Source organism: Photobacterium proteolyticum (genome assembly GCF_001939735.1).
Taxonomy (GTDB): Bacteria; Pseudomonadota; Gammaproteobacteria; order Enterobacterales; family Vibrionaceae; genus Photobacterium; species Photobacterium proteolyticum.
On sequence record NZ_MJIL01000041.1, the window covers coordinates 1 to 13,779 of the forward strand.

Here is a 13,779-nt window from a genome sequence, read left to right on the forward strand (position 1 = left end):
AGCGCTTTGCGACTGTTTTATTTGAAGAGTTCATTGATAAGTCTCCAAAGTGTCAACTTATCTCAGGACGGCACATTATTATTAGAATTTAAGCCGCTTGTTCAAGCGGCTTTTTTGATGCCGATCCTGCCTAATTTACAGATAGTGTTTTGCTTAACTAGATATCGGCGTTAGCTCTTACTCGGATGAATCGGGCGAAACGGGGTATGCCGCTGTCGGTATAGCCGTTGTAGCGGTAGTTGATGGTGGATCCGATAAGCGGTGGGTTTTTGCGAACAGCATCTTTAAAACCGGTACCGATTTTGAATTTTACATTGTCAGCGGTGAGGACCCAAAGTGCTCCCATTTTTCCGCTGAACTTACCTTTTCCCTCTTCATAACCAATAACGACGGCTTCCGCATCCTGATAACGCTTCATCTTAAGTAAACGGTCAGATCGGCCGTGAGAATAAAGGTTGTCTTTGTGGTGCAGCATTAAGCCCTCTCCGTTGCCGGCAGTGACTTCGTCAAGCTTGGTGTCGAGAGTGTTTCTGTCTGTATAGGTGTATTGCGGGACGGCTTGTAAGTGAGGGCGGTCGATGGTTGCAATCACTTCCGATAGTTGCTTCAGGCGGCGTTCAAATCGGTAGGGGCTGGAAGGGATATCAAAAACCATATAATGAATAGCCCGCCATTGCTTGTCGTTGGGTGAATGGTCCAATACCGTTGCGGCAACTTGCTGGAACAGACCCCGCCCGGCCCAGAGTTCTCCGTCGAGCTGTATGTCGGACGGTAGCGACTCAGTAAACCATTCAGGTGCGGCTATCGGTTTGCCAGTACGGGTTACCAACTGTTCACCGTTCCAGAAGGCGCGAACACCATCGAGTTTTTCGCTAGCGTAGTAGGCAGAAATTGTGTCCTGGTTCGATGAGAGATCAGGTGGAAGCTGCTTGCTGTATGGTTGTGCAGTCATAATTTGCGGCGCTGTTTTGGCATGTAGATGAAACGGGCTGAGAACCAGTGCAATGACAGCAGCGAGCCGTGTGAAGCTTGATGGCACCCGTGCCGGTGAAGAAGTTGTCATCGTGCGCTCCAAATTGCGAGTAAGGTTGGTGTATAACGGTATGTTCAGAATGAGACCGAGTAAATATTGCTGTACGGGGGAATCTCGAATATGTGTTGCGGGCTTGAATATATTGAAGAGATGGCAAAGAGAGGGCATTGCGAGTGCGAGCTATGTCCGTTGGGAATAATATCAATATCCTGGCTATATGTTCTCTAAGATGCTGGTGGTGCGGGTATAACTTGATTGAATATGGCTCGTATGGACGGAGTCATGTAAAATCAGCGACTTTGAGATTTTTGCTCACATCGATCCATCGCGATATACAGTGGCGTATTACCATGCAGCTAGCACAACACAAATTTGGTGACTTCCTTCAACGGAAAAACATAGACTTCTCTGCTCGGACATATTTTGTTCATGCCATGAGCTATATGGCATTAGGATTATTTTCTTCCCTGCTGATCGGCTCTATTCTGAATACTCTTGGAATGAAGCTGGGGATCCCGCTTTTTTCTGAAACGTTATGGCCTATCGCTAAACAGATGACCGGTCCGGCAATCGGTGTGGCCATTGCCTATGCCTTGAAAGCGCCACCCCTAGTACTGTTTTCGGCAACAACAGCAGGTGCTGCCGGGGCGGCATTAGGTGGGCCTGTGGGGGCCTATATTGCATCTGTTGCTGCTACTGAGTGCGGAAAGCTGGTCGCGAACGAAACGAAAATAGATATCTTGCTTACTCCGGCAGTAACTGTAGTGGTTGGTGTTATCGTCGGAACGTTAGTTGGTCCTCAGGTCGGTACGTTAATGACAGCGCTGGGCGATCTCATTATGTATGCAACACAATTACAGCCGCTGCTAATGGGGATGATTGTTGCTGTATTAATGGGAATGGCGCTGACGCTACCTATCAGCAGTGCGGCAATTGCTATCATGCTTAGTTTGAATGGTTTGGCCGCCGGTGCGGCAACCGTAGGCTGTTGTGCACAGATGGTCGGCTTTGCCGTAATGAGCTTTCGCGAAAACCGTTGGGCAGGCGTCGTGGCTCAGGGCTTGGGGACATCAATGCTGCAAATGCCAAATATCGTTAAGAATCATAAAGTCTGGTATCCGCCAATACTGGCTTCTGCCATTCTTGGCCCAATCGCGACTCTGGTCTTTGCTATGGAAAACACGCCGTTGGGTGCAGGGATGGGGACGTCAGGCTTTGTCGGCCAGATTCAGTCATTTATCGCACTAGATGCTGCCGGTTGGAGCAGCGGTGAAATTTATACCGCCGTCCTTATGATGCATTTGCTCCTTCCTGCGGTTATTACTCTGGTGATTGCTGAAGTGATGCGAAAGGCGGGGTGGATAAAGCCGGGGGATTTGACCCTCAACCTGACGTCAAAATAATCAATAAGGAGCATGAAGTTGCTCCTTTTTTATGTGTACGTGTAAAGTAACCAGATTTCTTGTTGGGTTTTATCACATTTATGCCTGTTTTGATGTAAACATGACACAAAGAGATTATCTAGCTGATATTATTCATATATTAAGAGTATTCTGAACTTTGCAAGAGGTTAATGCCTGACCGGGCAATGACGGGTGCAGAGCGACAAAGGCGAATTGTTTAGCAGGTTAAAAAGATATGATGTCATCTTGGAAAGTATCATTAGTGGTTGGGTTTGTACTGGGAAGTATTCTGGCTTCGGCTGTATGGAACCGCAATCCCGGCCCCAGCCAAGAAGAGTATGAGCTGCTATTACAGAAAAATGCCGTATTGGCCGAAAAGCAACAGGTGCTTCAGGAAAGCTTTGAAGAACTGGAAACCCAAAAGGCGCTAGAACTCGAGAAGGCCTTTGAGCAATTGACCAGCAAGCAGGCCGAGCTTGAGCAACAGAAGGCCGACTATGAGGAACAGTTGGCTCAACTGAAACAGCAGCAGAAAAAGTTGGTCGTGACCAAGAAGAAGCTGGATACCAAAGTGGTTGAACTGGAGACGGCGACAGAAAAACAGCAAGTGGTGCTGAGCCATTCGAAAGAGCTGTATCAACAACAGTTGCTGCTGCAAAAGCAGGTAGCCAAGGCAGAAGCGGATGTGAAGAAAGCCATACGTGTAGCTGAAGACTTTAAGAAGCCGTGTGACGAGTTTAAGTCAGGCACAAGCTGGAACTGGGTTTCGCAGGCAGATTGCGACAAGTACGATGCCAAGATAAAGGCTGTTGCTGATGAAGAAGCTCAACTGACTGCCCTGAAGACTGAACTGGAAGCTCTTAACCAAAAGATTGAAGTTAACTTACCTAAGAAATAGTAGGGCAATAGCAGTAAGTGTATTTTACAAGGCGGGGTGATACCTCGCCTTTTCATTATGAGAGAGTAAGGATGAACCTTTTTGACAACATTCCGGCTGAATTGCCAGAGGAAGTGTTTGAGGATATTGTCGACACACCGAGTGTTCGTATTGAACGGATTATTTCCAAAGGTCATACGACGCCAACGAATGAGTGGTACGACCAAGATGAGCATGAATGGGTTGTCGTGCTTAAAGGCGAAGCACGAATAATTTTTGAAGACGGCTGCCGGGAAGTGTACCTGAAGGAAGGGGACCACCTGAATATTCTTGCCCACCAACGCCATCAGGTGTCGTGGACGAGACCCGATCAAGAGACTATATGGTTAGCAGTGTTCTATCGCTAGCAAGCAGCTCGCCAAGGAGATTGCTATGTTGAGCTGCGTTTATCGGCCTTTGATTTGCTGAACCGATCTGGGCTGTAAATGATCACACTTCAAATCGAACAAGGCCTGCCAAGGCCTGCGGATAACCTCTCTCTGATGCTAATGCCTCGGCCTTGGTAACGATTTTCTCTTGGCTTAGTCCTGACGTTACCGGGAATTGCTGCTCTAAGGGGAAGCTATCGTCTTTCATATCAGGCACCAGGCCTTCAATAAAAAGCTGTTGAATCACGCCTTCAGCAGCCGACAAAGCAGATGAGGCCTTGACGATTTCTGTCCTGGCATAACGACGACCTGCAAAAGAGATATCCGCGGCTCTAAGAGAAGGATCATCCCCCGGGATCTGCTGAGCACCAAACAAGGGTTTTCCACCGACAGTCGCCGTCTGGTAGGCAGGTACAAACTGCGCCATATGTGAAATCGCCCTGTCGGTTCGTGTGTCTATGTCTGAGTTAGTCCAGCCATGCTTGAGTTTTCTAATAAAAGATCTTCCCAACGTTGGCTGGGCATTGTCCGCGGTGCTCCTGGCCAATCCTTGACGGAATAGCGTTATGTCTTCAGTCATGCCGTGAAGCTGGAAGAAACCGTCAGGGTAGGGTGTTAGCTGCGCCATGCCATTCGGTGTTCCCCGCTCGCCATGGAAAATCACTTCTGGCCACACGCCTTGACACTCTGCCCAATGGGTCACGTAGGCCGCCTTGAACTCAATCATACGATGTCGGGGTAACTTCGCCCAATTGTCCAGCGTACCGGTTCGGTAGCCACAGGCATTGATCAAGTAATCGACATTAACGGAATGGGTGATGTGATCGTCTATTGTCGGATCAAACTGCTGGTGGGTTACTGTCCAGCTGCCAGACTCATGGCTTTGTTGGATGTCTATAACCGTAGAGCGTGTATTGACTTTGCTCGAAGCTAGTTGTTCGAGGGCGAGATTGGCCGTTGCTGCCAACCGAAATACGCTAAGTCCATATTCTTGTACGAGGATCAGCGGAAACTTGAATTTATCCAGGTTGATATTCTTAGCTACGGGGATCATCCAGTCATCAGGCGAACCCGGTTTGGCGGGGATAGATGCACGTGCTAGCTGTTCGAGTTTGCTACGGTCATAGAGTTTGTAATATTGGCCAGGATCACCGAGAACTCGATTGTGGCTATCTGCTTCAACGAATTGACGGTAGGTATCCTGTAGCAGCTTTAATCGTGGAATAAGTGCCTCAGGATCGCCTTGGTCACGCTGGGGGACGGCAATAACTGTTGGGCGGATATTGGCTGTATGGGGAAAAACCCGAAGTGTATCAATCGACTCTTTGAGCAGGGTTAGGCATTGCTGGTCTGAAATTTCCCGGTAAAGGTTTCCGCCTGCATGCAAATGGCAAATTGGCGGGCCGTTAACCAGGCTCTTGCCTTCTTCGAATAATTCAACTTGAATACCAAGCTCAGCCAAACGAAGGGCTATTGTCGATCCAGCGATACCGCCACCGATCACGCCAACTTTGACAGGGGGATGGTTATCGGTGCGGTGGAAACTATGAACATTCATAATATGCTGATTTAGCCGTTTAAGTCATATCGTGATAATGGTTACCATTCTACGTTGCCTTGATCATGTTTAAAACACTTACTCTGTGTGGATTAGGTAAATCATTATACCCAAGTCACCTCAAGATGCTCTGAATCCTGCATCTTGAGGTAGCTTGGGTATACATTAAGAACAACATTTACAATGTAAATATTAGGCTCATTGTGTGGGGCTGCATGAGCAATGAATGCATGCTCAAAAAATTCAGCTGTGACGTTGTCACATCAGTGGTGATATTACGATGTTTATAAATAGGTGGTGACGGCATATTTCAGCAGACCAATAGCCTTTCTACTGTTATCATCATGAGGAAAGTTTATTAAAAAGAATATATAGCAGCGCTCCAACAGATAAGAAGCGCGAGGAGCACGCATGGCTACTTCAATTTTGATTTGTGATGATTCGGCATTAGCTCGAAAGCAGATGGCAAGGGCCTTACCGGCCTCCCTGAATGCTGAAGTTACTTTTGCTGTTAACGGTTTGGAAGCCTTGCAGCACCTTAAGAAAGAAAAGTTTGACCTGATGTTCCTGGATCTGACCATGCCGGAAATGGATGGATACCAGACATTGGAGGCAATTAAGCAACAAGGGATCGATATTAAAGTGATTGTGGTGTCGGGAGATATCCAGCCACAAGCACAGGCAAGGGTAAAAGCGCTTGGTGCGATTGAGTTTCTTAAGAAGCCTGTCGATAAAGCCTTTTTGAAAACATTCCTCAAAGAGCTAGCACCTTCTGAACCTGTCGCATTTGATGCGGTTATTCAGAGAGTGTCCACGCCCGCTCTCCGGCGCCGTGATGTTTACCTCGAGGTGGCTAATGTGGCAATTGGCCGTGCGGCTGATTCGTTGGCACGCCACTTTGACGTGTTCGTTAATTTGCCTCTGCCAAACGTCAATGTATTTGAAGTGAGTGAACTTCATATGACAATGCGTCACCTTGCCAGTAATAGTACGATGTCTGGTATTTGCCAGGGATTTAGCGGTGAGGGGATTGCCGGTGAGGCGCTGGTCTTGCTAAGTGACTCCAGCGTAAAAGATCTTATGGCAATGATGCAGTATCCGATAGAGGCTGATGGGGACTCAGAGCTGGAACTGCTGATGGATGTTAGTAATATCTTGGTTGGTTCGTTCCTGAAGGGATTAGGCCAGCAGGCAGAGGTGAAGTTTTTTCAGAGCCACCCGGTGCTATTAGGACAGCACATGCCGATTGAGCGGATGATTGCACAGACCGAAGGTAATTGGCGTAGAACGATGACATTCGAAGTCAGCTACGGTATTGAGAATACATCAATTAAATGTGATTTGTTGCTGATGTTTGTTGATGAGTCACTTCCTTTACTCGATAACAAATTGTCTTACTTGATGGACGAGGACTAGGCCATGTTTTCTTTACCTGCTGAATTTGAACAATTTCATTGGATGGTAGATATGGTGCAGCACGTTGATGTTGGCCTTGTCGTACTGGATAAAGATTTTACCATCCATGTCTGGAACGGATTCATGATCCATCATAGCGGCAAACAGGCGCATGAGGCGATCGGAAAGAGCTTATTTGAGGTATTTCCCGAGATCCCGTCTGAGTGGTTTACCGCAAAATCCAAGCCTGTATTTGAATTAGGGTGTCGGAGCTTCTTGATTTGGCGTCAGCGCCCCTACCTGTTTAAGTGCCGTAATGTCAGGCCAATCACTCAGCAAGCCCCATTTATGTACCAAAACGTTACGCTGAACCCGATGACATCGCCAAAAGGTGACGTTGATTATCTTTTTATGGCAGTGGAAGATGCCACGGCCGAAGCGCTGGCTGAAGGGCGGTTAGAAGACAAATAAATACTATAAAAAAGCTCATTTCGATGAGCTTTTTTATTATTCCAACAATGGACTCTTAATCTTACAAGTCAAAATATTGTCTACCTACTTAAGCAGCTCCTCTAAGTATATATGAACAAAGCCTTTTCTCTATTGTTGATATATGTACGACTTTCCTCATCAATTTGTTGTATTTCCCTTGTAAAAAAACAAATTCGGTTCTAAACACTAAAGTGGTAGTGGCAAAAAAGAATCAATAATAGGGATATCTAGATATGACAAAAATGTACAAAATCCTCCCATTGGCATTGTTAATTTCGGGAGTCGTTCATGCTGCAACAGATAACCCGTGGTATGCCGGTGCGCGTATTGGTGGCACCAACTTCGATAGCTTCGGTGGTGCTTTGGATGGTGCCGAGAGCAGTTTTGAACGCGATGACTGGGGCGGTGGTGCCTTTATAGGTTATACCTATAATTCTTGGTTTGGTGTTGAAGGTGGTTACACCTACCTAGGACAGGCCGACGCCAATACTGGCGGCGGTGGATTTGAAGTGCATGGCTTGGACCTGGTGGGCAAGTTCACGTGGCATGCCGCGCCGTCCTTTGATCTCTTTGGTAAGTTAGGTGGCTACGTTTTTGATGTTGATAACAGCGTAAATAATCAGGATGATAACGGCGTATCTGCAACTGCGGGGATCGGTGCTGAGTATTTCTTTAATGACGATCTGTCTGCTCGAGCGGAGTACCAATATTACAACCAGGTCGGAGGTAGCAGTCCGGGCGAAAGTGACGTCCATTTCTACGGTGTTAGCCTGGTCTACTACTGGGGAGCGCCAGAGCCAGTCGCCATTATTGAGCCAGAACCAGTTCCCGAGCCAGCGCCAGTTCCCGTTCAGCCGGAAGTGATGAAAGTGAAAGCGCTAAGTGTGAATTTGCCGTTTGCCTTTGATAGTAATGCTTTATCGCAGTCGGATATCGATCGGATCCAACCTATTGCCCAACGGCTGGTGGAGTACCCGGAAACAAAACTCTATGTCGTAGGCCATACCGATAGTCGAGGCTCTGAAGAATACAACCAGAAATTGTCTGAAGAGCGTGCAGCTGTAGTCGCCGGTTATCTTGGTGCGCACTTTGGCATTAATAAAAGCCGTATTGTTGCCCAGGGCAAAGGGGAGTCGGAGCCGCTGGCATCAAATGATACGGAAGAAGGTCGCGCTAAAAACCGTCGTGTAGAAGTGTATACGCCGGGTTTTGAGATTACGAAGTAACACGTTTGGAAACGGTGTTATTGAGTAAAAAAGCGCCTTCGGGCGCTTTTTTACTTAAGGGTATAGTTCGTCCTAAATAGGGCTAGGTCCAATTATAGCTGGCACTGAGGGCGCTCTGCATTGTAGCTAGGCAAGCGTCCAATTTCGGCTCTCAGATCATCAATTCGTGTCGAGTGAGACGGGTGAGTCGATAACAGCTCCGGTGGCTGGCTTCCTCCAGATGCTTTGGCCATGTTCTGCCACAAGCTGATGCTCTCATTCGGGTTAAAACCGGCCTCGGCCATCAGGCGCAAGCCAATGATATCGGACTCTGACTCTTGGGCACGGCCATATGGCATGAGTACACCGTATTGTACGCCGAGTCCTAACCCGGCCATTGCGGCATCATGATACTGCGTGCCACTGATAGCCATACTGGAAAGCTGTAGACCGGCATTGGCTAACTGGTTACGAGAAAGGCGTTCGTTGCTGTGCTGTGCCAACACGTGGCCGATTTCATGGCCAATGACGGTGGCGAGTTGATCCTGATTGTTTGCTACACCCAGTAAGCCGGTATAAACACCGATTTTCCCGCCCGGGAGGGCAAAGGCATTGATTTGTTCACTGTCAAATACCACCACTTCCCATTGACTGAAGCCGCTACCCGGGCTCAGCCTGGTTGTTAATGCGCGGGTGACACATTGTACATACTGATTGGTTTTTTGATCACGGTTGATTGTTTCTTGTTGTTTCAGTTGCTCAAAAGACTGCGCGCCAAGCTGCGACATGTCCTGGTTTGAGAAAAGCAGTACTTGCTGACGACCTGTCGGCGAACTGGAACAGGCCGTTAGTGCAAGGGCCGAGGCGATAAGCGCCGTACTGATAAGAGGTCGAAAGTAATTCATCTGAATGACTCCTTCCATTCAATTATAGGAAAAACTAATGCTTCGATCATACTACGGCAGGCGCAGAGTTAGTAGTCGGTAAGCATGGAGAATGGTATTCTAGCGACATAATGAACTATAGGTAACCTCATGAGTATTTGGAAAAAAGACTTCACCTTAGATAGCTTAAACCAGAGCTCGGTCAATACGCTGGTTGAACATCTCGGTATTGAATACAGTAGCTTCGATGACAATAGCCTGAGTGCTGTGATGCCGGTTGACGCACGAACTCACCAGCCGCTTGGGATGCTTCACGGTGGTGCGTCAGTCGTGTTGGCAGAAACACTTGGCTCACTGGCTGCCAATATGTGTGTCGACGAGACGAGGTATTGTGTCGGGTTGGATATTAATGCCAACCATGTACGTGCTGTTCGCAGCGGAATTGTTAAAGGAACCGCAACACCAGTTCATATCGGGATGACAACCCAGGTTTGGCAGATTGAAATTACGGAAGAGCGGGGACGTTTGGTGTGTACCAGTCGTTTGACGATGGCTGTAATGAAGCATAAGAAGAAAGACGCGTAACTCTATGAATTTATCTTTTTCTGAAGGACGTATTATTGCCAATCAGCACGAGTTGGTTGTTCGTATTAATGGTGTTTCTCGAGCCTCGTTGCAGGCAAGAGTTGACGATATTACCTTAATTGGCGGTGCCAACGTAGTTACCGCGACAGGAAGTGGTGTTAACTGGTCGATACGATTGGATAGTGAAGAGCAGCTCAATCAGATTGCTGAAGCGATAGGTATTGCGATCCAATAAGTTGTAGCTGCTGTGAGCCAGCGCCCCCATTTCTGTGTCAAATAACGTTGAAAGGGAATAGCCATTCCTTCCGTCATTTTCCTTGAACGGAGCTCTATGGTCTTACTCTTAATCCTGCATCTTGAGGTGGTTTGGGTATATAGGTATCACGTATATTCAATGTCTTCATGGTAAGTGATTGAAAACAATTAGCAACTCTTTGTTTTTTTAGAGTGAGTTGAGATCCTTTCCCATAACACTTCAATCTGCGAATTTTTACATCCGAAATGGCTCCCTGGATACAATTTTATGAGAGCACGTGCTCATTAATTACTATTTTGACCCAAAACTCTAGCGACGAAGTGTCATTTATTGCACTCTGGTTGTGAGTGATAATACTAAAATAATGAATTATTGACTGCGTATTTGTGTAGGGAATAAGTAACTGAATGATTTCAGTTTCTCAAGATAAAGGGGGGTGTTAATGATTCAACCTCAGCTTAAGAAAATTGCTGAAACAGCCTATTTGACTATGTATAGTCAGCGACCTGAACTGTGCAACATCCAAGAAACTTTTTATGGTTGGGTTGTATTTGTTGCATCGCCAAGAGGAAAAGCTGTCGTAAAGTTCTCGAGAGAGATAGGGCGGTTGGCGAAAGAAATTACCGGTTTAAAACGCTTATCTGATTGTCTTGATTGCTCAGTTCCAGAAATATTGTTTTTCGGCCGGGAAGAAGGCTATGACTACATAATGATGGAATGGCTAGACGGGATGTCGGCTCATGATTTGCCCAATGATCCCGTCGCACTTGAGAGTTTTCGTGAAAGTTATACAGATTTATTGCTTACTCTTCATGATAACCAGGCGCAACAAGGGTTTGAGCTGGCAGAAAATCAATATGAACCTTGCCTGATCAAGGCATTTGATAGCTGGATGGCACCAGTGCTGCGTTATGTTCAAAGTGGATGTTCGCCATTCTCGCCCAAACTTCAAGAAGCCTACGGCTCAATGTGGGAGAGGAAGGAGGAAATTCTCTCACCTATCAATGATAACTCATCATTAGTTCATGATGACTGCCACGTCGGTAACGTGCTATTTGATCCTCGGACATATAAAGTAGCAGCAATTCTAGACCCTTGTGATGCGGGTTATAAGCACCGCGAATTCGACCTATTTCACCTTTACGATGTGCGTCCTGATTTGAAGTTAGTTGAGCGTTATCAGGAAAAGCTGCCCTTAGCCGAAGGGTTCGAGCTCAGACGCTGGTACCTTAGTTTGTGGGATGACGCTAAGCATAGCCGCAACATGGGATGGTATGATGAGGCATGGCTAACGTCCAAGGTAAATCAATTTAACGAGATCTATGCCCATAGGTAGAACTTGCTAGCGGATGATTTATCAGCATATTATTGTGTTATAGGAATGATTTAAGGTTAACAGAATGAGAATAATTGCAGCCTGTGTTGCGGCAGTCATACTCGCTGGATGTGCACAGCAACAAGTTACCCGTGGGCCGGAACCTAAACCTCAACCAGAGGTTGGGGGAGAGGTGAAACCTGTTGAGCCCATTGTTAGTGAGCCTGTGATTGCCCCGGTTTCACAGCCAGAGCCTGTAGTAAAACCTGAACTCAAACCAGAGCCTAAACCTAAGCCTGCACCGGTTGTGACAAAGACCCAGGACGGAAAGTTAATTCTCGGTGCAGAAGAGTGGGTTTGGTTAGATTCAGCTAAGCAGCATGTAAGAGTGAAGGTTGACACCGATGTGAAGCTTTCTACGATTGGCGTGACGGATGTTCAGGAGTTTGAGCGAGATGGTAATGACTGGATTAAATTCAAAACCAGTGGCCACTCAGTCGAACTACCTGTTGAACGTTGGCTGAAAGGTAAAAATGGAAGCAAAGAGCGTCAGGCCGTTGTGAAGCTAAGGGCTAAGCTGGGCGAACTGAACGAGTTGACGGAGTTTGCGCTGACGGCAGGCAAGGGGATTGTGCTCGGAATTAACTTTATCCGGGACGTTGCTATTGTCGACGGGACGCGAAAATACGTACAGCCAAAGGCGAAGAAATAGTAAATTTTACTTGCAAAGAAAAAGGCGGTGATACCGCCTTTTTGTTCTGTACCGTCATCTCTTACGGTGTCTCAACCGTCACTTCGTAACTGGTAAACTTACGGATATTGATCACGCCGGTATCGAAGATCAGATATTGCCCCTTTATACCGACTAACGTTCCCTCTACGGTAGGGGTCTTGTCGAAATTGTGGGAGGTAATTTTAGTTGGGTATTGCGTTACCGGATACTGAATACTGACCAATTCTTCATTGAGCTGTTCGACAGCATTTTCACCATACAGTGCCAGAAGCTCATTGAGTCGAGATTCGATGGTAGGGAGTAATCTCTTAGCTTCCGCTTTCAGGTCAATGTTCTCGTTGTCCCCTTTGAGCATTGCCCGCCAGTTCGTTTTGTCAGCCACCATTTCGGCAAGGGCGATTTCAACAAGGCCAGAGATCTGACGGGTCTTTACCCTCAAAATAGGTAGAGCCTGTGTCGCCCCTTGATCTATCCAACGAGTCGGTAACTGGGTATGGCGTGTAATGCCGACCTTCAGGCCTGACGTATTCGAAAGATAGACGTAGTGAGGTACCATACAGTGGGTATCTCCCCACTCAGGCTCCCTGCAGGTTCCCTTGGCATAATGGCAAGTTTCTGGCTTCATGATACACATGTCACAGCGAGCCAGCTTTTTCATACAGGGAAAGCAATGCCCCTGTGAGTAGCTTTTCTTTGTTTTCTTGCCACAGGCATCGCAAAAGATATTACCGGTATAGGTCAGTTTTAGCGTTTTGCCAATCAGGGGATTTAGGGACAGATAATCATCGCCGACAGGCAGTTGATACTCAACTTCACTCCCTAGTGATGATTTCATTTTTTTTAATGTGCCTAGCATGACTTTGCTCATCTTGTATTTATATAGTAGAGATGATTTTATCATTATTAGGGCCTGCTTACCTTTCATCACTACGCCTGTAGAGACTAAAAATTTTTCAGACAATGCATGAAGAATGAAGTTTAGTCGGCTAAATGAGTTCTGAGAAACGTAGCAAAGGTTTGTTGCTGGTTACGGCATTGTAAATATTTGTAAGTTGCGGGTTGTATGTGTTTACTGTCTGTATTGTATTGGTATCATTTTGTTTAATAACAACAACTAGATGGAACTACAATGATGAAGAAAGTAATACTAGGCAGCGTACTGTTGGTTGCAACCGGAGTCTCGGCATCACCTTTTGAGAAGCCTGAAGATGCTATCCATTACCGTCAGTCTGCATTTTCCATGATTGCGACAAACTTTGGTGATATGGCTGAAATGGTTAAAGGCCGTAAGGACTGGGATCAGAAGCAATTTAGCCAACGCGCACAATTTATCTCTCAGCTATCGTTAATGCCGGAGGAAGCATTTAAGGAACCTGGTACGGAGTCTGGTGATACGAAAGCAAAACCTGAAATCTGGTCTGACTGGGATGGCTTCGCCGTGAAGCTCAATAAGTTTCAGACCGATCTGGCCCAGTTGGCAACGGTGTCTCTTGAAGGTGACGAGCGTGCAACGAAACGTGCGTTTGGCGTAGCAGCGAAAAACTGTAAATCCTGCCATAGCGATTATAAATTCCACTAGCGCCCATTGCAGAATAACAATCGGGGGTAAAGTGAA

At 46.8% G+C, this 13,779-nt stretch carries 15 protein-coding genes; 11 read left to right on the plus strand and 4 right to left on the minus strand.

What is annotated here, in order from left to right; translation table 11 throughout:
* Window positions 1-157: 157 nt before the first annotated feature.
* Window positions 158-1,063 carry a DNA ligase gene (locus tag BIT28_RS01420; protein WP_075761858.1) on the minus strand — a complete coding sequence of 302 codons (906 nt, stop codon included), beginning with the start codon at window positions 1,061-1,063 and terminating at the stop codon, window positions 158-160.
* A 320-nt stretch (window positions 1,064-1,383) separates the two neighbouring features.
* Here BIT28_RS01420 and BIT28_RS01425 point away from each other — a divergent pair, with 320 nt between their 5' ends.
* The 3 genes from BIT28_RS01425 to BIT28_RS01435 all read left to right on the plus strand — a co-directional run bounded on the left by BIT28_RS01425 (window position 1,384) and on the right by BIT28_RS01435 (window position 3,720).
* Window positions 1,384-2,436: a PTS sugar transporter subunit IIC gene (locus BIT28_RS01425; RefSeq protein ID WP_075761859.1), complete on the plus strand. Its 1,053-nt coding sequence runs from the start codon at window positions 1,384-1,386 to the stop codon at window positions 2,434-2,436.
* Window positions 2,437-2,671: 235 nt separating this feature from the next.
* On the plus strand, window positions 2,672-3,334 hold the full coding sequence (locus BIT28_RS01430; RefSeq protein ID WP_075761860.1) for a chromosome segregation ATPase: 663 nt from the start codon (window positions 2,672-2,674) through the stop codon (window positions 3,332-3,334).
* Between the two features lie 71 nt (window positions 3,335-3,405).
* Window positions 3,406-3,720, plus strand: a complete 315-nt coding sequence (locus tag BIT28_RS01435; protein WP_075761861.1) for a cupin domain-containing protein — start codon at window positions 3,406-3,408, stop codon at window positions 3,718-3,720.
* 82 nt (window positions 3,721-3,802) lie between these two features.
* Here the strand turns inward: BIT28_RS01435 and BIT28_RS01440 are convergent, their stop codons facing one another.
* On the minus strand, window positions 3,803-5,299 hold the full coding sequence (locus BIT28_RS01440) for an NAD(P)-binding protein (protein ID WP_075761862.1): 1,497 nt from the start codon (window positions 5,297-5,299) through the stop codon (window positions 3,803-3,805).
* Window positions 5,300-5,710: 411 nt separating this feature from the next.
* Here BIT28_RS01440 and BIT28_RS01445 point away from each other — a divergent pair, with 411 nt between their 5' ends.
* The 3 genes from BIT28_RS01445 (at window position 5,711) to BIT28_RS01455 (ending at window position 8,412) form a co-directional block, all read left to right on the plus strand.
* Window positions 5,711-6,715 (plus strand): response regulator, encoded by a 1,005-nt coding sequence (locus BIT28_RS01445; RefSeq protein WP_075761863.1) that lies wholly within the window; start codon window positions 5,711-5,713, stop codon window positions 6,713-6,715.
* A 3-nt stretch (window positions 6,716-6,718) separates the two neighbouring features.
* Complete coding sequence (locus BIT28_RS01450) at window positions 6,719-7,165, plus strand: PAS domain-containing protein (RefSeq protein WP_075761864.1); 447 nt, start codon at window positions 6,719-6,721, stop codon at window positions 7,163-7,165.
* Between the two features lie 254 nt (window positions 7,166-7,419).
* Window positions 7,420-8,412 (plus strand): OmpA family protein, encoded by a 993-nt coding sequence (locus tag BIT28_RS01455; protein ID WP_075761865.1) that lies wholly within the window; start codon window positions 7,420-7,422, stop codon window positions 8,410-8,412.
* Between the two features lie 92 nt (window positions 8,413-8,504).
* Here BIT28_RS01455 and BIT28_RS01460 read toward each other — a convergent pair whose 3' ends face one another.
* Window positions 8,505-9,296 (minus strand): M48 family metallopeptidase, encoded by a 792-nt coding sequence (locus BIT28_RS01460; RefSeq protein ID WP_075761866.1) that lies wholly within the window; start codon window positions 9,294-9,296, stop codon window positions 8,505-8,507.
* Between the two features lie 129 nt (window positions 9,297-9,425).
* On the opposite strand from BIT28_RS01460, the gene BIT28_RS01465 reads away from it, so the two are divergent.
* The 4 genes from BIT28_RS01465 to BIT28_RS01480 all read left to right on the plus strand — a co-directional run bounded on the left by BIT28_RS01465 (window position 9,426) and on the right by BIT28_RS01480 (window position 12,143).
* The gene (locus tag BIT28_RS01465; RefSeq protein ID WP_075761867.1) at window positions 9,426-9,860 is read left to right on the plus strand and encodes a hotdog fold thioesterase; all 435 of its coding nucleotides are present in this window, start codon (window positions 9,426-9,428) and stop codon (window positions 9,858-9,860) included.
* 4 nt (window positions 9,861-9,864) lie between these two features.
* Window positions 9,865-10,095: a DUF3389 domain-containing protein gene (locus tag BIT28_RS01470; RefSeq protein WP_075761868.1), complete on the plus strand. Its 231-nt coding sequence runs from the start codon at window positions 9,865-9,867 to the stop codon at window positions 10,093-10,095.
* Window positions 10,096-10,558: 463 nt separating this feature from the next.
* Entirely contained in the window at window positions 10,559-11,452 is an 894-nt protein-coding gene (locus tag BIT28_RS01475; RefSeq protein ID WP_075761869.1) for a phosphotransferase, read from the plus strand.
* A gap of 64 nt (window positions 11,453-11,516) precedes the next feature.
* On the plus strand, window positions 11,517-12,143 hold the full coding sequence (locus BIT28_RS01480; protein WP_075761870.1) for a putative ATP-dependent zinc protease: 627 nt from the start codon (window positions 11,517-11,519) through the stop codon (window positions 12,141-12,143).
* A gap of 61 nt (window positions 12,144-12,204) precedes the next feature.
* Here the strand turns inward: BIT28_RS01480 and BIT28_RS01485 are convergent, their stop codons facing one another.
* Window positions 12,205-13,032, minus strand: coding sequence for a DUF2797 domain-containing protein (locus BIT28_RS01485; protein ID WP_217696609.1), 828 nt, complete (start codon window positions 13,030-13,032; stop codon window positions 12,205-12,207).
* A gap of 261 nt (window positions 13,033-13,293) precedes the next feature.
* Here BIT28_RS01485 and BIT28_RS01490 point away from each other — a divergent pair, with 261 nt between their 5' ends.
* Window positions 13,294-13,743: a c-type cytochrome gene (locus BIT28_RS01490; RefSeq protein ID WP_083651692.1), complete on the plus strand. Its 450-nt coding sequence runs from the start codon at window positions 13,294-13,296 to the stop codon at window positions 13,741-13,743.
* Window positions 13,744-13,779: the final 36 nt, after the last annotated feature.

What these genes read in the sequence shown, in the direction of transcription:
- BIT28_RS01445 (WP_075761863.1), top strand. Translation starts at nt 5,711, where the DNA reads ATGGCTACTTCAATTTTGATTTGTGATGATTCGGCATTAGCTCGAAAG.
- BIT28_RS01425 (WP_075761859.1), top strand. Translation starts at nt 1,384, where the DNA reads ATGCAGCTAGCACAACACAAATTTGGTGACTTCCTTCAACGGAAAAAC.
- BIT28_RS01460 (WP_075761866.1), bottom strand. Translation starts at nt 9,296, where the DNA reads ATGAATTACTTTCGACCTCTTATCAGTACGGCGCTTATCGCCTCGGCC.
- BIT28_RS01490 (WP_083651692.1), top strand. Translation starts at nt 13,294, where the DNA reads ATGATGAAGAAAGTAATACTAGGCAGCGTACTGTTGGTTGCAACCGGA.
- BIT28_RS01435 (WP_075761861.1), top strand. Translation starts at nt 3,406, where the DNA reads ATGAACCTTTTTGACAACATTCCGGCTGAATTGCCAGAGGAAGTGTTT.
- BIT28_RS01470 (WP_075761868.1), top strand. Translation starts at nt 9,865, where the DNA reads ATGAATTTATCTTTTTCTGAAGGACGTATTATTGCCAATCAGCACGAG.
- BIT28_RS01455 (WP_075761865.1), top strand. Translation starts at nt 7,420, where the DNA reads ATGACAAAAATGTACAAAATCCTCCCATTGGCATTGTTAATTTCGGGA.
- BIT28_RS01430 (WP_075761860.1), top strand. Translation starts at nt 2,672, where the DNA reads ATGATGTCATCTTGGAAAGTATCATTAGTGGTTGGGTTTGTACTGGGA.
- BIT28_RS01485 (WP_217696609.1), bottom strand. Translation starts at nt 13,032, where the DNA reads ATGAGCAAAGTCATGCTAGGCACATTAAAAAAAATGAAATCATCACTA.
- BIT28_RS01465 (WP_075761867.1), top strand. Translation starts at nt 9,426, where the DNA reads ATGAGTATTTGGAAAAAAGACTTCACCTTAGATAGCTTAAACCAGAGC.
- BIT28_RS01480 (WP_075761870.1), top strand. Translation starts at nt 11,517, where the DNA reads ATGAGAATAATTGCAGCCTGTGTTGCGGCAGTCATACTCGCTGGATGT.
- BIT28_RS01440 (WP_075761862.1), bottom strand. Translation starts at nt 5,299, where the DNA reads ATGAATGTTCATAGTTTCCACCGCACCGATAACCATCCCCCTGTCAAA.
- BIT28_RS01420 (WP_075761858.1), bottom strand. Translation starts at nt 1,063, where the DNA reads ATGACAACTTCTTCACCGGCACGGGTGCCATCAAGCTTCACACGGCTC.
- BIT28_RS01475 (WP_075761869.1), top strand. Translation starts at nt 10,559, where the DNA reads ATGATTCAACCTCAGCTTAAGAAAATTGCTGAAACAGCCTATTTGACT.
- BIT28_RS01450 (WP_075761864.1), top strand. Translation starts at nt 6,719, where the DNA reads ATGTTTTCTTTACCTGCTGAATTTGAACAATTTCATTGGATGGTAGAT.